The 16,624-nt window shown below is 41.4% G+C and carries 16 protein-coding genes; 9 read left to right on the plus strand and 7 right to left on the minus strand.

Annotation, left to right across the window (positions count from 1 at the left end; all coding sequences use genetic code 11):
• Positions 1-112: 112 nt before the first annotated feature.
• Positions 113-2,152 carry a penicillin-binding protein PBP4(5) gene (gene pbp4 / locus QR42_RS03535; RefSeq protein WP_039177056.1) on the minus strand — a complete coding sequence of 680 codons (2,040 nt, stop codon included), beginning with the start codon at positions 2,150-2,152 and terminating at the stop codon, positions 113-115.
• A 537-nt stretch (positions 2,153-2,689) separates the two neighbouring features.
• Here pbp4 and QR42_RS03540 point away from each other — a divergent pair.
• Both QR42_RS03540 and QR42_RS03545 read left to right on the plus strand, forming a co-directional pair.
• Complete coding sequence (locus QR42_RS03540) at positions 2,690-3,652, plus strand: helix-turn-helix transcriptional regulator (RefSeq protein WP_039177059.1); 963 nt, start codon at positions 2,690-2,692, stop codon at positions 3,650-3,652.
• Positions 3,653-3,726: 74 nt separating this feature from the next.
• Positions 3,727-4,359: a type 1 glutamine amidotransferase family protein gene (locus QR42_RS03545; protein ID WP_039177062.1), complete on the plus strand. Its 633-nt coding sequence runs from the start codon at positions 3,727-3,729 to the stop codon at positions 4,357-4,359.
• Positions 4,360-4,489: 130 nt separating this feature from the next.
• On the opposite strand, the gene QR42_RS03550 is transcribed toward QR42_RS03545, so the two are convergent.
• On the minus strand, positions 4,490-4,834 hold the full coding sequence (locus QR42_RS03550) for a hypothetical protein (RefSeq protein WP_024424580.1): 345 nt from the start codon (positions 4,832-4,834) through the stop codon (positions 4,490-4,492).
• A 92-nt stretch (positions 4,835-4,926) separates the two neighbouring features.
• On the opposite strand from QR42_RS03550, the gene QR42_RS03555 reads away from it, so the two are divergent.
• Entirely contained in the window at positions 4,927-5,154 is a 228-nt protein-coding gene (locus QR42_RS03555; RefSeq protein WP_039177063.1) for a hypothetical protein, read from the plus strand.
• Here the strand turns inward: QR42_RS03555 and QR42_RS03560 are convergent.
• Complete coding sequence (locus QR42_RS03560; RefSeq protein WP_039177065.1) at positions 5,135-5,614, minus strand: Hsp20/alpha crystallin family protein; 480 nt, start codon at positions 5,612-5,614, stop codon at positions 5,135-5,137. The two genes, QR42_RS03555 and QR42_RS03560, sit on opposite strands and share 20 nt — an antisense overlap.
• 65 nt (positions 5,615-5,679) lie before the next feature.
• On the opposite strand from QR42_RS03560, the gene QR42_RS03565 reads away from it, so the two are divergent.
• Entirely contained in the window at positions 5,680-5,937 is a 258-nt protein-coding gene (locus QR42_RS03565; protein WP_003213975.1) for a hypothetical protein, read from the plus strand.
• A gap of 6 nt (positions 5,938-5,943) precedes the next feature.
• Positions 5,944-6,177: a hypothetical protein gene (locus tag QR42_RS03570; RefSeq protein ID WP_024424583.1), complete on the plus strand. Its 234-nt coding sequence runs from the start codon at positions 5,944-5,946 to the stop codon at positions 6,175-6,177.
• 35 nt (positions 6,178-6,212) lie between these two features.
• Here QR42_RS03570 and QR42_RS03575 read toward each other — a convergent pair whose 3' ends face one another.
• Positions 6,213-7,604 (minus strand): branched-chain amino acid transporter BcaP, encoded by a 1,392-nt coding sequence (locus tag QR42_RS03575; protein WP_039177068.1) that lies wholly within the window; start codon positions 7,602-7,604, stop codon positions 6,213-6,215.
• A gap of 180 nt (positions 7,605-7,784) precedes the next feature.
• The gene (locus QR42_RS03580) at positions 7,785-8,858 is read right to left on the minus strand and encodes a tetratricopeptide repeat-containing glycosyltransferase family 2 protein (RefSeq protein ID WP_039177071.1); all 1,074 of its coding nucleotides are present in this window, start codon (positions 8,856-8,858) and stop codon (positions 7,785-7,787) included.
• 132 nt (positions 8,859-8,990) lie between these two features.
• On the opposite strand from QR42_RS03580, the gene QR42_RS03585 reads away from it, so the two are divergent.
• On the plus strand, positions 8,991-10,874 hold the full coding sequence (locus tag QR42_RS03585) for an ABC-F family ATP-binding cassette domain-containing protein (RefSeq protein WP_039177072.1): 1,884 nt from the start codon (positions 8,991-8,993) through the stop codon (positions 10,872-10,874).
• Positions 10,875-10,904: 30 nt separating this feature from the next.
• Here the strand turns inward: QR42_RS03585 and folE2 are convergent, their stop codons facing one another.
• Entirely contained in the window at positions 10,905-11,801 is an 897-nt protein-coding gene (gene folE2 / locus QR42_RS03590) for a GTP cyclohydrolase FolE2 (RefSeq protein ID WP_039177073.1), read from the minus strand.
• 143 nt (positions 11,802-11,944) lie between these two features.
• Here folE2 and QR42_RS03595 point away from each other — a divergent pair, with 143 nt between their 5' ends.
• Complete coding sequence (locus QR42_RS03595) at positions 11,945-12,370, plus strand: MerR family transcriptional regulator (RefSeq protein WP_039177074.1); 426 nt, start codon at positions 11,945-11,947, stop codon at positions 12,368-12,370.
• Between the two features lie 56 nt (positions 12,371-12,426).
• Complete coding sequence (locus QR42_RS03600; protein ID WP_039177075.1) at positions 12,427-13,617, plus strand: MFS transporter; 1,191 nt, start codon at positions 12,427-12,429, stop codon at positions 13,615-13,617.
• Positions 13,618-13,663: 46 nt separating this feature from the next.
• On the opposite strand, the gene QR42_RS03605 is transcribed toward QR42_RS03600, so the two are convergent.
• The gene (locus QR42_RS03605; RefSeq protein WP_039177076.1) at positions 13,664-15,217 is read right to left on the minus strand and encodes an ABC-F family ATP-binding cassette domain-containing protein; all 1,554 of its coding nucleotides are present in this window, start codon (positions 15,215-15,217) and stop codon (positions 13,664-13,666) included.
• Between the two features lie 152 nt (positions 15,218-15,369).
• On the opposite strand from QR42_RS03605, the gene QR42_RS03610 reads away from it, so the two are divergent.
• Positions 15,370-16,500 (plus strand): DEAD/DEAH box helicase, encoded by a 1,131-nt coding sequence (locus QR42_RS03610; RefSeq protein WP_039177077.1) that lies wholly within the window; start codon positions 15,370-15,372, stop codon positions 16,498-16,500.
• Positions 16,501-16,624 lie beyond the last annotated feature (124 nt).

The following is a 16,624-nucleotide window of genomic DNA, read 5'->3' on the forward strand; positions in this document are numbered from 1 at the left end:
TTTTGCATTCTTCTCATTTTATTCATAAGGTGAACTATAAAACAATAGCAAATTGTCATGATTTAGAAAAAAAGAGACACAAGCGCTTGATTGAGCTTGTGTCTCTAAAGAGTTATTTGTAAAAAGAAGCAATCACAGGCTTCATTTTTTGAACGACGAGTCCACTGCCGCCGCGGTTTTTCACACCTTCGATCATGCCGACGAGGACGTAATCTTCTTTTTTAGGATTAAACGCAAGTAAAAATCCATTTTCAGTGCCGTCTGTTGCACCTTGTTTGCTCTTTAATTCTGCCGTTCCTGTTTTAGCGGCAATATCCGCTCCTTCGATTTGTAAGGAGTGGGCTGTTCCGTTTGGACTGGTCACGACCTTAGTCAATGCGTCTTTCACTGTGTTTGCCGTGCCTTCTTTGATGATTTGTTTTGGTGATGCTGTTTTTTCATCTTGAATCACTCGAGGGTAGACAAGCTTGCCTCCTGTGGCAAATGGAGAATAGGCATGTACTTGTTCAATTGGTGACATGAGTAATTCGCCTTGGCCATACGCCGAGTCAGCGAGTAAGATATCCGATTGAATGCCATCGTTCGATACTTGTGCAGGCTTCATTGTAAATGGCATGTGTAAGTCTTCGCCAAACCCAAATGCTTTCACTTTTTTCTCGTAGGTGTCTTTGCCGATTTCGAGTGCTTCCTGTCCAAAATAAATATTGTCTGAGTACACAAGGGCATCGACCATATTTACTTTTTCTTTATCGTGAACCCGTGTGATGCGATAATTTCCCCAAGATTGATCCTTTTGCCATTTCAGTCCGTGAATGGTACGCACTTTGTCAGGCTTTGTGACACCTGTTTCCAGCCCAATGGCGGCTGTAATGGTTTTGAATGTGGACCCTGGCGCATACCGGCTCGCATATCGAGCTTGGAATGGAAGGTCTGGATTTTCACTGTATGCCTGATATTGCTTAGGTGTAATCCCGTTTGTCATGAGATTGACATCGTAGGAAGGGGTGCTGACAAGCGCTAATAGATCGCCTGATGATGGATTCATGATCGTGACGGCCCCTTTTTCGCCTTTCAACTGATCATAGGCTTTTTTCTGTAAAGAAGCATCAATCGTCAGCTTCACTGTTTTTCCATCTTTTCGATCTGATTTTTGCAATGTTTCTTCAATGCCTGTTTCATCATGGACGATGAGAATGCTTCCGCCATCTTGTCCGCGTAAGTTTTTGTCAAATGTAAATTCAAGGCCGGTTTTGCCGATGATTTGATCTGCCTTTAATGCTGGATTTCTTTTGATATCATCCGCATTTGCTTTTCCGACATACCCGGTGAGATGAGCGGCGGCTTTGTTATATGGATAGTAGCGCATTTCCTTCGTTTGATAGGTAACGCCATTTACGTCCTTTGGAATCGGCTTTTGTTTTAACATCGATTTGAGCGGGACAAACGTGTCGTCTGTGACCCATGCTTGTTTCAATTGATTGTTGATTAGTTCTTCCTCTATATCAAAAGCTTTGCTGATCTTTTTGATATTGCGTTCTTTTTCTTCTCCTGTTCCGAGCTTTCCTGGGATGACGCCAAGTGCGTTTCCACCAGTTGTTTCTGCCAGTGTACGTCCTTTTCGGTCGACAATGTTTCCGCGGACAGCAGGGTCAGCTTTGACCTTGATGGTATCTCCTTTCTCCATTTGCGGGAAGATGAGATTTGGCTTCCAGTCCACTTTCCACTTGTCGTCCTCTTCGGAAAGAACGCCCTTGTAAGACAGCTTATGCAGCTTGCCAAGAGACGTTTTCATCGTGACATCATAGGAGAATTGATACCCATTTCCTTTGTCCTGTTTTTCAACGTTGAGCTTTGAAATGTTCAGGTCATAAGCACCAATACCGTTGAAAATATTGTCGTATTTTTCAGCTAGTTGTTTTTTTGAAAAGTCATTGGCTTTCAAAGATGCACTTGTCACCTCATCTGCCAGCTTCGTAAAGTCTTTCTTCTTCATATGTTCCGTAAAGTTTTGAGCGGCTTTTAAAGCTTCTTTTTCTTTTGAGAAAAGAGTATCTTTTAAGAAAAAGAAAGCAGCAGCAACTACGATGATACTAAGAATGGGAATTATGACTTTTTTCTGTTTCCAAAATGATTTTCGTTGACCCGTATACAATGAAAACACCTCAATTTTTGATTAGATCCTCTATATTTTACAGTGATTGGTCTTGATTTGTATAGTTTCTCATAGAAACCTAGCGAAATAGATAAGAAAAACGAGCTGTGATTTGTCGTTTAGGATACCCGATTTTATTAAAAAAATTTAACTTCTCTATTGAGGAAAAAGGTAAAATCATTTAAGGTACAGACCTAGCCTTGTATGATTCACAGTAAAAAGACAAATTTAAAATTCTTAAAAAATATGTGGCTAGATATTAGAAGATAATGCCCTACAACTAATTCTTAATTTACGGTTATGGCGGGGTAAACCAATTAGAACGTGATCTTATCCGTATGCGACAGCATGAACCGAATAAACTTAAAAAAGCTTATAGGTCAGCTAAAGAAGTGCCGTGATGAAGTAAAGCTTAATCAAGAGGAACATATCATTTTAAATCAAATGTGTGTAGAGCTTCAATATATAGAAAGCTGCCGGAAATGAATAGTTGTTCCGGACATTGTATAAATAAATCTCATATAAAGGAGGTATTATATGCCTAAAGTTGACAACCTGTTAGCCATTCTATGGATGCTTCGCTCAGATAAAAAAATAACTGCAAAACAAATTTCAGATAAGTTAGAGATGAATATAAGAACTGTTTATCGTTATATTGATACACTTTCAACGAGTGGTGTACCTATCATTTCAGAACCAGGTCATAACGGTGGATATAGTTTAATGAACAATTTTATAGAGGCTCCTCTATTTTTTGATTTTGAGGAGCAAATTTCACTATTTCACGCTGCTGTTTTTGCAGAAGAAGCGGGATATTATGGAGGTGAAGCGCTACAAAGAGCCATTTCAAAACTTAGTAAACACTCAAATCAAGAGCAAGAAACAAAGGTAAACCAACATATAACTAGTCTTGAAGTAATAAGTCGAACCAGTTCAATCTCTTTGGAACCTTCTTTGAAAAAGTTGGAAAAGGCAATAGCGGCCAAAAACACGGTGGAAATTCTTTACCATAAAAGTGGAGAAAAGCAATTACATCATAGATGTGTCGATCCATACAGAATGATCTATTGGAATAATAAGTGGTATGTGATTGGATTTTGTCATCTTAGAAATGATATGCGCAGTTTTAGAGTAGATCGAATTGAAAATCTAATGGTGACTGAAAATCAGTTTGACCAGCAAGAAAACTTTTCAGCACGTGACTTTTTTATAAATAGTCTCCTACCAACTTTAAAAGATAAGGAAGAGATTATTTCTTTGGTGATTCATGGGGATAAAAATGTATTGGCTGATATTTGCCAACATTGGTTTTTAGGACATTATTTACAAGAACGGAATTCACATCAAGCAGTTTTTCTTCTTCCAAAAGATATGATACATACATATGTACCTTATCTACTTTTACCTTACAATAAATCTATTAAAGTGGTTGAGCCAATTAGTCTTAAAAAAAGAATGATTGAAGTTTTGTCGGATTTAATCAAATTTCACCAAGTATGATAACTTCCCTGACGCTAACTGTCAGGGAAGTTATTTTATAATCGCTATATCAACTGTGATTGGAGCGTGATTGGATGCAAACACAAAAAGCTTATCTATATGTATTTGATACGATGTCTGACTGGGAATATGGATATTTAATTGCTGAACTAAACTCAGGTAGATATTTCAAAAAAGATTTAGCACCTTTAAGAGTCATTACAGTAGGAGTTAATAAAGAAATGAAGACGACTATGGGAGGTTTGAGTATAAAACCAGATATTTCCCTTGAAGAATGTAACCTTGAGAACAAAGATCTTTTCATTTTACCAGGAGGTACGACTTGGGGTGAAAACATTCACCAACCTATCTTGGAAAGAATTGGCCAAGCTTTAGAGCTGGGCACTATTGTTGCTGCAATTTGTGGTGCAACTGAGGGGCTCGCGAATAGAGGATACTTAAATACTAGAAGGCATACAAGTAATAACTTAGAATATACTAAAATGGTATGTCCTAACTATAAAGGAGAGAAGTTCTATGAGTTGGCACCTGCGGTATCTGATGCGAATTTAGTTACTGCATCTGGAATAGCCCCTTTAGAATTTGCAATGGAAGTGCTGAAAAAAATAGAAGTATTTACACCAGATACCTTACATTCTTGGTATAACCTGAATAAGACACATCAATCTGATTATTTCTTCAGGTTGATAAATTCAATAAATAAATGAAGTAACTGAAAAGCTCAATTTCTCTATTTTGATTAGTAGAGAAGTGGAGCTTTTTATTTTGGACTTACCTTATCGTTTTCAATTTGCATGTTCCTGATACTGGCCCGATTGTACTAAAAAGCCGAGCGCCTTAAGAAGAAGGCTTTGATCGAATTGAGACGACCGGTGTTTTTGTTTCTTTTGGCTTCGGTGTTTGTGTGGATTTTTTGATGCGCGTTTCCTTTGGCGTGTAATAGGTTGCCCCAATATTGAGCCTGCCTTGAAGCTGGTCAATAGAAAGCTCCCCAAATTCTAAGTGGTAATCAATTTTGTCCACGTGCAGGGATTCGATATGGATGTGTGTATCTTCTGAGACAGGAGCAGCTGGTGCAGACATTTTTTGCTCAAGAGCGGCGAGTCTTTTTTCTAGCTCAACGACAGATGGGGATGGACTGGATTCAGTTTTTTTAAAGAGTGATTGAATGAAATGTTTCAAGTAGACCACAACCTTTTCTTCCGCCTTGCTCTAGTCTATGGAAAAGCTATCGCATATATACTTATAGAGATGACAAGAAAGGGGAGAAGTATATGCTGCCTACTCAGATTCACATTGCCCATATGAAAACGAATTCGATTGGCACAGGTTCATCCATGACGTTTGGCTCGACGTTTGTTCGCAATCATTGCAGTACGATCAAAAGAAACAATGGATTTGGGGAACAGAATGCTGATGGCGTGATCACGATCCTGCCAATTGAAACAATTGATGATCGTGATCAAATAGACGCAGTGAGTATCAATATTCGTCATCTATGATGATAGCAGTCGCTTTTCCTTCATCCTTTTGCAGGCGGATGTAAAGTACCCCGTCTTTAAAGGCAGCATTCATTTGACCAAGAATCATTTCTGGAAGGCGGATTTTCTTTTCAAACGGACCATACTTCCCTTGCTTTTGGCGAAAGTCCTGCTCGTTAAAAAAGGAAAAACGCTGTCCTTTCACAACCAAATATTCACCATATGATAACACCTGAACATCTTCTTTTCGGTAGCCAGGCAAATAAATTAAGTATTGAATTTCTGTAGGGGTTTCCACCATGTCGATTGGTGGAAACGACGCATCTGATCCCCGCTGATCCTGCTGTGTGAATGTAAATGGAGATGGACCGTTTGCCATAAAGGGGGATCTTTGCTCATCGTCGAAGATCATTTTCCAAAAATCATCTCCATGCATTTGCTGGGCAATATCCATCCACTGTTTCATTTTTTCGAAGTCCATGTGAAGACCTCCCGTTAACATACTTGATGGGTGCTTGCATATACCTATAAAAAGGAGGTTTATCTGTGGTTCAACCAACTCCGTATATCAATATTAATATTTTCATGTTAAAAATTAATTCCTTTGAAAATGCGTCGGCGGTGAATGTCGGACAAAATTTGTTAGCAGAGTGGCAAAACTCAGATAAAAAAAATCAGGGTTACGGACAGAATTTTGGAGATGCCAGCGGTTTTGTCGGTACAAAAAGCCATGTAGATGATCGAGATCAAGTGGACTCACCTGCCTCTTTTTCACCAGCAGCTAAACCCATTCAAAGGAAGTGACGTGTGATGTTATTCTCACCTTCAGTCGTCAATGTCGGTGCTTTTAAAATCAATGCAATGGATCGGGGTGCATCACTGACGCTAGGACCTTATCAGCAGATTGATTATTTTCTCTCGATGAAATTGAATCAAGGTTTTGGTGAGGACAATGGAGATTGTTCACCGCTTGTCATTCCGATTTCAAGCGTGTTAGATCCAGATATGGTGGACTCAAATTCAGTCAAAAACAGCGTGGTTTAAGAAAAAAAGAGACCGGGAATCCCCGAGTCTCTTTTCTAATTTGTTTCATTCAGATGGCTTTTTCGTCTTGCATAGGTGAAATAGACAACAACACCGATGGCGATCCAGATGAGGAAGGCTCTCCATGTCTCCCATTTCAGTGTGGCAGCCAATGTCATACAAATGATCGCACTGATAATCGGAAGCACAGGCACGAACGGTACTTTAAATGCTGCTTTAAGATTCGGATGTTTTTTCCGTAAAATGATGACCGCAATGGAAATCACCGTGAAGGCTGCCAGTGTACCGATGCTGACTAAATTCGCAAGCGTAGATAAATTCACAAAACCTACGATACACGCTGCGACTGCACCTGTCAGCCAAGTGTTGGCAACTGGCGTTTGTGATTTTGGATGAACCTTTGAGAAAATATTTGGCATAAGCCCATCGCGGCTCATCGCAAAAGTTAAGCGAACCTGTGCATAAACCAAGGCAATGAGAACCGTTGTAATCCCAATAATAGCACCGGCTGATATGATACCCGCCACACTATTCAGGCCAACCACTTGAAGAGCAAATGCGACAGGATCACTGACATTCAGCTTCGTATAGTGAACCATGCCTGTTAAGACAAAGGAAACCCCGATGTATAAAATGGTACAAACACCGAGCGCTCCGATAATCCCAACCGGCATCGCCTTTTGCGGATTTTTGACCTCTTCAGATGCATTAGCGATCGCATCAAATCCAAGGTAAGCAAAAAAGACGGTTGCCGCGCCTGCAATCACGCCGTTAAAGCCCATTGGCATAAACGGTGTCCAGTTTTCAGGTTTGACGTAAGCAAAGCCTGAGATGATAAAGAGTAGGACGATGGCAATTTTGATCAGCACAATAATGTTATTCAGCTTTGTGCTTTCTTTGACGCCTCTTGAGACGATAAAGGTGATGAGCAAAATAATGAGTGCGCCTGGAAGGTTAAAGACGGCCCCATCAGCGGCTCCAGGTGCAGCTGATAAAGCCTTCGGTATGTGAAGACCGAATCCGCTGAGCAGTGATTGAAAATAGGACGACCATCCACTTGCCACAGCAGAGAGGGCAATGACATATTCAAGCATGAGATCCCAGCCCATTAAAAAGGCGAGAAATTCCCCAAGTGTTGCGTAGGAATACGTATAGACGCTTCCTGACACAGGAATAGACGAGGAGAATTCAGCGTAGCAAAAAGCGGCAAGGGCGCATGCGATCGCAGCCAAAATAAAAGATATAATAATCGCAGGTCCTGCATCATTTGCCGCAGCAACCCCCGTAATGACAAAGATCCCAGTCCCGACCACACAGCCAATGCCAAGCAAGATTAAATCAAACGTATTTAATGAACGACTGAGCCGCTTCGTTTGACTTTCAAGCATGAGCTGGTCGAGAGATTTTTTTCGAAATAAAGAACTCATGTTGACCTCCTAATGGATAAATCTTTTCGTAAGACGAATGTTAGTATATGCGCAAATGATAATTTAGTCAATTGGTTGAAAAACGCTTTAAATCACTAAAGTATTAAACGTCACAACCGAAGAAGTGTATAAAAAGAGACATCCGCCGGGAGATCGAAGGCGGATGTGGTGTCAGACAATCTATGTCTGTTCAGCAAATATTTTTTCATTGTACAGCACACTTGGATGAGTTGGATGATGGGCCGAGGAGGCGCGGTGATGTATTTTGGCTTGTTCCAGGTTGCCGAGCTGATAATAACAGTAGCAAAGCTGAAGGTGAGGATACCACGTTTTATATTGTGTCAGTGTGAAGGCTGTTTCGTTTTCAGGAGCCTTCAGCGCCTGCTCATACCAAAAGATGGCTGCTTGATGTTTATTTTGTATTTTTAAATGATCCCCGATCCGGCAGCAAAATTCTGGCCGGGGCTGATCATATAAGAAGGAACGTAATAATGAGGATAAGGCTGCTTCCTCATAGCCTTCCGCATAATAGCAGTCCGCTAAATATTGGCATGTGCGAATTTCATCCTCAATCCAGCACTGTTTTGTGTTTAAAAATTCATGATAAAAACGAATCGCTTTGACACGCTGACCGTTGTCTCTTAATTCATTGGCAAAGTAAAAGAGATCACGGGGCGTCATATCCTCTCCTTTTGCCAGCATGTCTTCATAAATTCGCAAGTTGCGCCCAGGCTCACCAGCAGTTGTTTTCTTGCGTTTTTGATGTGTGACGGCGATATCTGCAGGAAGGATGTTTCCATACACTTGAAGAAACTCATGAACGGCCCCGTACCACTGAAAGTTCAAGGAACGCTTCACAAGGCGATTTCTTCTATATTTGAAATTGACTTGACCGTTTTCATCGAATCCTACATGATAAAACATCGAAACGGCATCCACCGAGGGATCAAGTGTCTGTTTGAGCTGAAGCAGTTTTTGGCGATCTTCTTCAAGGAGAACATCGTCAGCATCGAGCCATAAAATATACTCTTTCGCTGCATGTGAGAAAGCAAAGTTGCGTGCTTTTGCAAAATGCTGGACCCATTCAAAATCCAGCACTTTTGCTGAAAAGGAATGAGCAATTTCCTTCGTTTGATCTGTTGATCCCGTATCAACGATGATCATCTCGTCGACAATGTCTTGAACAGACGAAAGGCAGTCCGCCAGCACCTCCTCTTCATTTTTCACAATCATACATAAGCTAATGGTTATCATCTTTAGATCACCTCTTCATAGTGTATCGAGCATCAAAAGGAAACATTCTTTTCTGCAGCGGGTTTTTTAAAACTAGTTTTCTGCTACTGGCTGATTTAAAATAAAGAAAGAATCTATGTAAGGGCTGATAAAATGAGTTTATTGAATGTTGAAGGATTATATAAAACCTATGGCGAGAAAACGCTGTTTGATCATATTTCTTTTCATATAGAACCAAAGGAACGCATCGGATTGATTGGACCAAATGGAACAGGGAAGTCAACGCTTCTAAAAGTCATTGCAGGACTTGAATCGTTTGAGGAAGGTGACATCACGAAAGCAGGGACACTTGATATCGAATTTCTCGAGCAAGATCCTGAAATGAGCGGGAATGAAACGATTCTTGACTATATTTTTTCAGGAACGGCACCAATGATTCAAACGATGAAGGCGTATGAAAAGGCACTCGCCGATTTAGAGCATGATCCGCAAAATGAGGCAAAACAAGAGGCACTGATGCGCATGCAAAATCGAATGGATCAAGAAGATGCTTGGGATGCGAACCTTTCAGCCAAAACGATTTTGACAAAGCTTGGCGTGAAAGATGTAAGCCGCTCTGTACATGCATTATCAGGCGGACAGAAAAAACGTGTCGCCATTGCTAAAAATTTAATTCAGCCTGCTGGTTTGCTGATTTTAGATGAACCAACCAACCATCTTGATAATGCAACGATTGAATGGCTTGAAGGATACTTAAGCCAATATAGCGGTGCTGTCATCCTCGTGACGCACGATCGTTATTTCTTAAATCGGGTGGCCAATCGGATTTATGAGCTAAATCAAGGACAGCTTTATACGTATAAAGGAAATTATGAAGTCTTTTTAGAAAAAAGAGCAGAGCGGGAAGCAGAAGCTCAGGTGAAAGAAACGAAGCGTCAAAACTTGCTTAGACGAGAGCTTGCATGGCTCAGACGAGGAGCAAAAGCAAGAACGACAAAGCAAAAAGCACGTATCGGCAGAGTCGAAGAGCTGAAGGATCAAAAAGGACCTGATGCGAAGGGAGAGCTTGATTTTGCCATTGGCTCACACCGCTTGGGAAAACAAGTGATAGAGGCAGAAGACTTATCGATTTCATTTGCTGGCCAGACCCTTGTGGATCGGTTTACAGATTTAGTCGTGCCAGGCGATCGTATCGGATTTATCGGACCGAATGGAGTCGGTAAAACCACTCTGCTGAACTGTCTAGCAGGTAAGATTGAACCGACTTCAGGACAATTGACCATTGGACAAACCGTTCGTATTGGTTACTACACGCAGGATCACAAGGAAATGAATGATGAGCTGACCATCATTGAGTACATCAAGGAAACAGCTGAGATCGTCAAGACGTCTGATGGCGCCATTGTCACAGCAGAGCAGATGCTGGAGCGCTTCCTTTTCCCAAGATCGATGCAGCGGACGTATATTCGTAAGCTGTCAGGGGGAGAACGCCGCAGATTGTATTTATTGAAGGTCTTAATGGAAGAGCCGAATGTTCTCTTTTTAGATGAGCCGACGAACGACCTTGATACAGAAACCCTTAGTATTTTAGAGGATTATTTAGAGCAGTTCCCTGGCGTCGTCATCACCGTGTCCCATGATCGTTATTTCTTAGACCGAGTGGTTCACCGCCTGCTTGTCTTTGAAGGAAATGGGCGAATCTCACACTTCCAAGGTGCTTACAGCGATTATATGGAACAAGAAAAAGAGCAGAAGCGGACAGAGACAAAGCCTGCTGAAAAACAAGTAGAAGCTGCGCCTAAAAAGAGAAAAAAACTTTCTTATAAAGACCAGCTTGAATGGGACGGGATTGAAGACCGGATACAAGCATTAGAGGAAAAACATCAGCAGCTCGAAACCAGCATTGCAGAGGCAGGCAGTGATTTTGGGAAAATTCAAGAACTGATGGACGAACAAAAAGCCGTTGCGGAAGAACTAGAACAAGCAATGGACCGCTGGACAGAACTATCTCTTATGATTGAGGAAATGAATGAATAAAGATGTGGAAATAAAAACCTGTAGAGCGATCTACAGGTTTTTTTGATAGGAGCATTTGGCATACGCATCATGCTGATGGATGGATTCCTCATTACGACACTCGACTTGAAAGCCTTTAATCCATGGCTGCTCATATAATTCAATGGCAATTAATCTTGTGATATCTTCTACAAAGCGCGGATTTTCATAAGCCTCTTCTGTCACTTTCTTTTCATCAGGTCTTTTGAGCACGGGATAAAGCGGTGCGCTCGCATTGGACTCAATGATATGTAAAAGAACGGTCTTGATGTCGTCAGGGAGCGCTGCTTGTTCAAACGACTCTACTTGAATGGAAACAGACCCGCGCTGATTATGGGCACCATATTCACTGATTTCTTTGGAACAGGGACATAATGTCGTGACCTGTGCAGCGCACCCAACGTGACAGGTCCATCCGTCCTTTTCATGAAAATGGACGTCATATTTGACAGTTGCATGCATCAAGCCTGACTGCCCGGTGACTGGACTTTGTTTTTCCATGTACCATGGAAAGGAAACTTGAACGGAAGCAGAGGATTGATTCATTTTCCGGGCGAGCGCTGCCGTCAATTCTTTTAGGGTATTCACATCAAGCGGCTTGCTGCTTTCATAAAACGAGTGCAGCTGTTCAGTGAGACGGCTCATATGAATGCCTTTTTGATGTGCTGGCAGGGTTGTACTCAGTGAGAATTCAGCAGTGGTTGTTTGGCGCTGTGGTGCTGTTTTAGATACGATATGTATGGGATAGGACATGCGGCAGATCCCGACTTTTTCAAGATGAAAATAAAAGTCCTGCTCTGTTTTTTGAATGTCAGACATGTCCTCTTTTTGCCAAGGCTTTGTGCCAAGACTTGGCGGTACTGATCCAAATAGCTGGTGCCGTTCTACTTTAGGTGGAAATGAGCGCATATAGTACCTCCTGTAAATCGTAATTATTACTATTTATTTTGCGATAACATATGAAATAAATCAAGTGTTAAAACTTTGACGTTTACGTTAAGGTTATAAAGGTGTATAATAAAACATGAATTGATGAGCAGGAGGCACTGGCGATGGAATGGATGAAAATTGATCAAGTGGCGAAAAGAAGCGGACTGACAAAACGGACGATTCGTTTCTATGAAGAGATTGGTTTATTATCAGCACCAAAGCGGACTGAGGGCGGTGTCAGACTTTACTCAGAGGACGATATGGAAGAGCTAGAGAAAGTGATGCAGGCAAAAGAGGTACTCGGCTTTTCTTTACAGGAGCTTCAATCGTTTATGGAAATCGGAAAGCAGCTAGAGTTGAATAAAGAAGGCTACTTGCTGTCGCTTGATCCGAAGGAGCGATTAGAGAAGCTTTTAGATATTGATGCGCAGCTGACTGTGCAGCATCAATTGATAACAAAAAAGCTTGAAACGATTCAATCCTTTAAAAAGGATCTTGAAGCGATGAAAGAAAGAGCGGCTCATGCAATTGAGCAATTACAAAAATAAACACCTCTGCGTGTTTATTTTATTTTGTCAACATTTGAAGGAAAGGTTCTGATGGAATGAAGGAAGAAGAAGTGTTGAAACAGCGTACAAGTCTGCTTAGGCAGCCAAAAGCCGTTTGGGCTGTTGCCTTTGCGTGTGTGATTTCGTTTATGGGAATAGGACTCGTCGACCCGATCCTGCCAGCCATTGCATCGCAATTACACGCATCTCCAAGCCAGGTCTCTCTTTTATTTACAAGCTACTTACTTGTGACCGGCTTTGTGATGTTCTTTACCGGCTTTATTTCTAGTCGGATTGGTGCGAAATGGACGTTATTAGTTGGACTCATTTTTATTATTGTTTTTTCTGCTTTAGGTGGTACTTCTTCAACGATTAATGAATTAATTGGCTTTAGAGGCGGATGGGGCATTGGGAATGCTTTATTTATTTCAACTGCACTCTCTGTCATTGTTGGTGTATCTGTTGGAGGAAGTGCGAAGGCTATTATTTTATACGAGGCAGCACTAGGTCTTGGGATATCGGTTGGACCGCTGCTTGGCGGTGAGCTTGGCACAATTTCTTGGCGCGGGCCTTTCTTTGGTGTTGCCGTGTTAATGCTTATTGCTCTTTTAGCGATTACCTTTATGCTTCCACCTATGCAAAAGCCGCAGAAAAAAGTGAAATTATTTGAGGCTGTCGGGGCGTTAAAATATAAAGGGCTTTTAACGATGGCATCTGCCGCTTTCTTATACAATTTCGGTTTCTTTGTGCTTTTAGCGTATTCGCCATTTGTGCTCCATCTTGATGAGCATGGACTTGGATATGTCTTTTTTGGATGGGGGCTATTCTTGGCTGTGACCTCTGTCTTCTCAGCGCCAGTCATTCATCGCAAACTTGGGACATTGACCTCGCTTGTCGTTCTGTTTGCTTCGTTTGCTGTGATTTTATTCGGTATTGGGGTATGGACGTCTCATGCTGTGGTCGTGATCTGCGGAATTGTCATTGCTGGGGGAATTCTCGGTATGATCAATACAGTGCTCACGACAGCTGTGATGGGGTCAGCACCGGTTGAACGTTCAATTGCTTCATCCTCTTACAGTGCTGTACGATTTATTGGGGGCGCGATTGCTCCTTGGATTGCCGGAGTTCTCGCTGAATCCTATACAGCAAGTACACCTTATTATGTCGGGGCTGCTGTGGTTCTCTTAGGGATGATCATCCTGCTCCTTGGACGTAAACATTTGGTGAATATCCAAGCAGGTCATTAATTAGAAAAAGCCTTATATCTTTTGAAGATATGAGGCTTTTTTGTCGTTATAATACTTTTGTCGTCCAAGATTCGCAATTCCAAGTTTCGGTTGCCACATCTTGATAAAATTCAGGTTCGTGAGAAATCAATAAGACGCTGCCTTTATATTCTTTTAACGCGCGTTTTAGTTCTTCTTTTGCATCGACATCTAAGTGGTTTGTCGGCTCATCGAGAACAAGTAAGTTGGTTTCTTCGTTTATCAGCTTGCAAAGACGAACCTTTGCTTTTTCTCCTCCACTTAAAACAGATACACGGCTTTCAATATGTTTTGTCGTTAATCCGCATTTTGCAAGAGCGGCTCTGACTTCATATTGCGTGTAAGAAGGGAAGGTGCTCCATACTTCTTCAATACAAGTATTGCTGTTTTGCTCTTTTACTTCTTGCTCAAAGTAGCCAATATGCAAGAATTCTCCACGTTCCACCTCACCAGAAATAGGTGTGATTTCCCCAAGAAGACTTCGGAGCAGCGTCGTTTTACCGATACCGTTAGCACCGTACAACGCAATTTTTTGCCCGCGTTCCATTTTCAAATTCAATGGGCGGGAGAGTGGTTCATCATAACCGATGACCAAATCTTTCGTTTCAAAAATCAGTTTCCCAGAAGTACGTGCCGGTTTAAAATGGAATTCAGGTTTTGGCTTTTCTGCTGCGAGTTCAATCATATCCATCTTATCCAGTTTCTTTTGGCGGGACATCGCCATATTTCTTGTGCTGACACGTGCTTTGTTTCTTGCGACAAAATCCTTTAGTTCAGCCACTTCCTGCTGCTGTCTTTTATAGGCTGCTTCGAGCTGCTGCTTTTTGACTTCGTACACTTGTTTAAATTGGTCGTAATCCCCAACATAGCGCGTGAGCTCTTGATTTTCAACATGATAAATCAAGTTGATGACACTGTTTAAAAACGGAATATCATGTGAAATGAGGATAAACGCATTTTCATATTCTTGTAAATAACGCTTCAGCCACTCAATATGCTGCTCATCCAAATAGTTGGTCGGCTCATCGAGAAGAAGAATTTCTGGCTTCTCTAACAGCAATTTCGCTAGCAGCACCTTCGTACGCTGACCGCCGCTGAGCTCCGTCACATCACGGTCCAGCCCGAGATCCGTTAAGCCAAGACCTCTTGCAATCTCCTCGACCTTAGAATCAATGATATAGAAATCATTGTTTGTCAGTGCATCCTGAATGACGCCCACTTCCTCTAACAGCTTTTCCAGCTCATCAGGATCGGCTTCACCCATTTTGCCATAAATTTCATTCATCGCGGCTTCCATTGAAAATAAATAATGGAATGCATCCTGAAGGACTTCACGGATCGTTCTTCCCTTTTCTAGCACGGTATGCTGATCAAGATAGCCGACACGGACATTTTTCGCCCATTCGACTTTTCCTGCATCTGGCTCCAGCTTGCCAGTAATAATATTCATAAACGTTGACTTTCCTTCACCGTTGGCGCCGATTAAGCCGACATGCTCGCCTTTTAATAAACGGAAGGACACTTCGTGGAAAATGGCTCTGTCGCCAAAGCCATGACTTAAATCTTTAACAGATAATATCATTTTTTACACCTCAAATAGATTCAAAACGGCTAGTGCCTCTCATGATTATATCGAACTGTTCGGCTCGATAAAAGCATCAAAAGAAAAATTGCGTTTCAAAGCTGATTTTGAGATACTAAAGGATAGATTGAATGAGGATAAAGGAGATCGACATGACGGAAAATTGGGCATTTTTGAAAGAAGCAAAGCCATTTATTCAAGAGAACTTTCAAGCGGCTGGCTTCGAAAAACCAACAGCTATACAAGAAAAAACAGCAGAGTGGATTACGAAGAAGCGTGATGTGATCGCAGAATCGCCAACTGGAACGGGGAAGACACTTGCGTATGTTCTGCCGCTTTTAAATAAAATTGATGTCAATATCAAGCATCCGCAAGTCTTAATCTTGGCACCTTCAAGAGAGCTTGTGATGCAAATCTTTGATGTCGTGCAAGAGTTCAAACAAGGATCAGACATCAAAGCGGTCTCCTTGATTGGTGGAGCGAACATCAAGAAGCAGCAAGAAAAGCTAAAGAAACACCCGAACGTCGTTGTGGCGACACCTGGCCGAGTACAAGAATTAATCAAAATCAAGAAACTCAAAATGCATGAAGTCAAAACGATCGTATTAGACGAAGCAGATCAACTTCTTGTGCCAGAGCATATGAAAACGATCCAAGCGATCATTAAGTCCACATTAAAAGAAAGACAAATCCTTTGTTTTTCTGCCACGTTGAAAGAAGAAACCGTTCAGCTGATCAAAGAAATGACATCTGAACCAGAAGTATTGAAAATTGCTAGAAGTGAGGAAGAAGCGCAGAAAGTGGGTCACTATTATCTGTTATGTGATCAGCGTGACAAAGTGAAACTACTGCAAAAGCTATCACGGCTTGAGGACATGCAGGCGCTCGTTTTTGTGCGTGACATTACGAACTTAAGCATTTATGCAGAGAAATTAGCGTATCACCATGTCGACCTTGGTGTCCTTCATAGTGAAGCAAAAAAAGCTGAGCGTGCTGTAATATTAAAATCATTTGAACAGCGTGAATTCCCGCTCCTCCTTGCAACAGATATTGCAGCAAGAGGAATCGATATTGATGACCTGCCATATGTCATTCATGCAGATATGCCAAATGAAGAGGGCTACATCCACCGTTCAGGCAGAACCGGACGTGCTGGAAAAGAAGGCGCAGTCATCAGTCTTGTCACACCTCAAGAGCAATCAATGCTGAAAAAAATGGCGAAAAAGCTAAATCTTTCGCTTGAAGAAATTGTGTATAAGCAAGGCAGAATTTTTTCTATATAAAAAATACAGGAAAAAACGATTACTTAAGATCAATGATCTCGGAATCGTTTTTTTTTGGTTAAAAATAATTTTTTTGGAATATATATTGATATGTAGAAAAAAATGTATTAATCTATAAATGTAT

Origin of the sequence: Bacillus sp. WP8, assembly GCF_000800825.1 — a bacterium.
In the GTDB taxonomy this organism is placed as follows: Bacteria; Bacillota; Bacilli; order Bacillales; family Bacillaceae; genus Bacillus; species Bacillus safensis.

Excerpts from the sequence above, each read along its gene's own strand:
- QR42_RS03540 (WP_039177059.1), top strand. The coding sequence starts at position 2,690 with ATGCCTAAAGTTGACAACCTGTTAGCCATTCTATGGATGCTTCGCTCA.
- QR42_RS03545 (WP_039177062.1), top strand. The coding sequence starts at position 3,727 with ATGCAAACACAAAAAGCTTATCTATATGTATTTGATACGATGTCTGAC.
- QR42_RS03555 (WP_039177063.1), top strand. The coding sequence starts at position 4,927 with ATGCTGCCTACTCAGATTCACATTGCCCATATGAAAACGAATTCGATT.
- QR42_RS03560 (WP_039177065.1), bottom strand. The coding sequence starts at position 5,614 with ATGGACTTCGAAAAAATGAAACAGTGGATGGATATTGCCCAGCAAATG.
- QR42_RS03570 (WP_024424583.1), top strand. The coding sequence starts at position 5,944 with ATGTTATTCTCACCTTCAGTCGTCAATGTCGGTGCTTTTAAAATCAAT.
- QR42_RS03575 (WP_039177068.1), bottom strand. The coding sequence starts at position 7,604 with ATGAGTTCTTTATTTCGAAAAAAATCTCTCGACCAGCTCATGCTTGAA.
- QR42_RS03580 (WP_039177071.1), bottom strand. The coding sequence starts at position 8,858 with ATGATAACCATTAGCTTATGTATGATTGTGAAAAATGAAGAGGAGGTG.
- QR42_RS03585 (WP_039177072.1), top strand. The coding sequence starts at position 8,991 with ATGAGTTTATTGAATGTTGAAGGATTATATAAAACCTATGGCGAGAAA.
- folE2 (WP_039177073.1), bottom strand. The coding sequence starts at position 11,801 with ATGCGCTCATTTCCACCTAAAGTAGAACGGCACCAGCTATTTGGATCA.
- QR42_RS03595 (WP_039177074.1), top strand. The coding sequence starts at position 11,945 with ATGGAATGGATGAAAATTGATCAAGTGGCGAAAAGAAGCGGACTGACA.
- QR42_RS03600 (WP_039177075.1), top strand. The coding sequence starts at position 12,427 with ATGAAGGAAGAAGAAGTGTTGAAACAGCGTACAAGTCTGCTTAGGCAG.
- QR42_RS03605 (WP_039177076.1), bottom strand. The coding sequence starts at position 15,217 with ATGATATTATCTGTTAAAGATTTAAGTCATGGCTTTGGCGACAGAGCC.
- QR42_RS03610 (WP_039177077.1), top strand. The coding sequence starts at position 15,370 with ATGACGGAAAATTGGGCATTTTTGAAAGAAGCAAAGCCATTTATTCAA.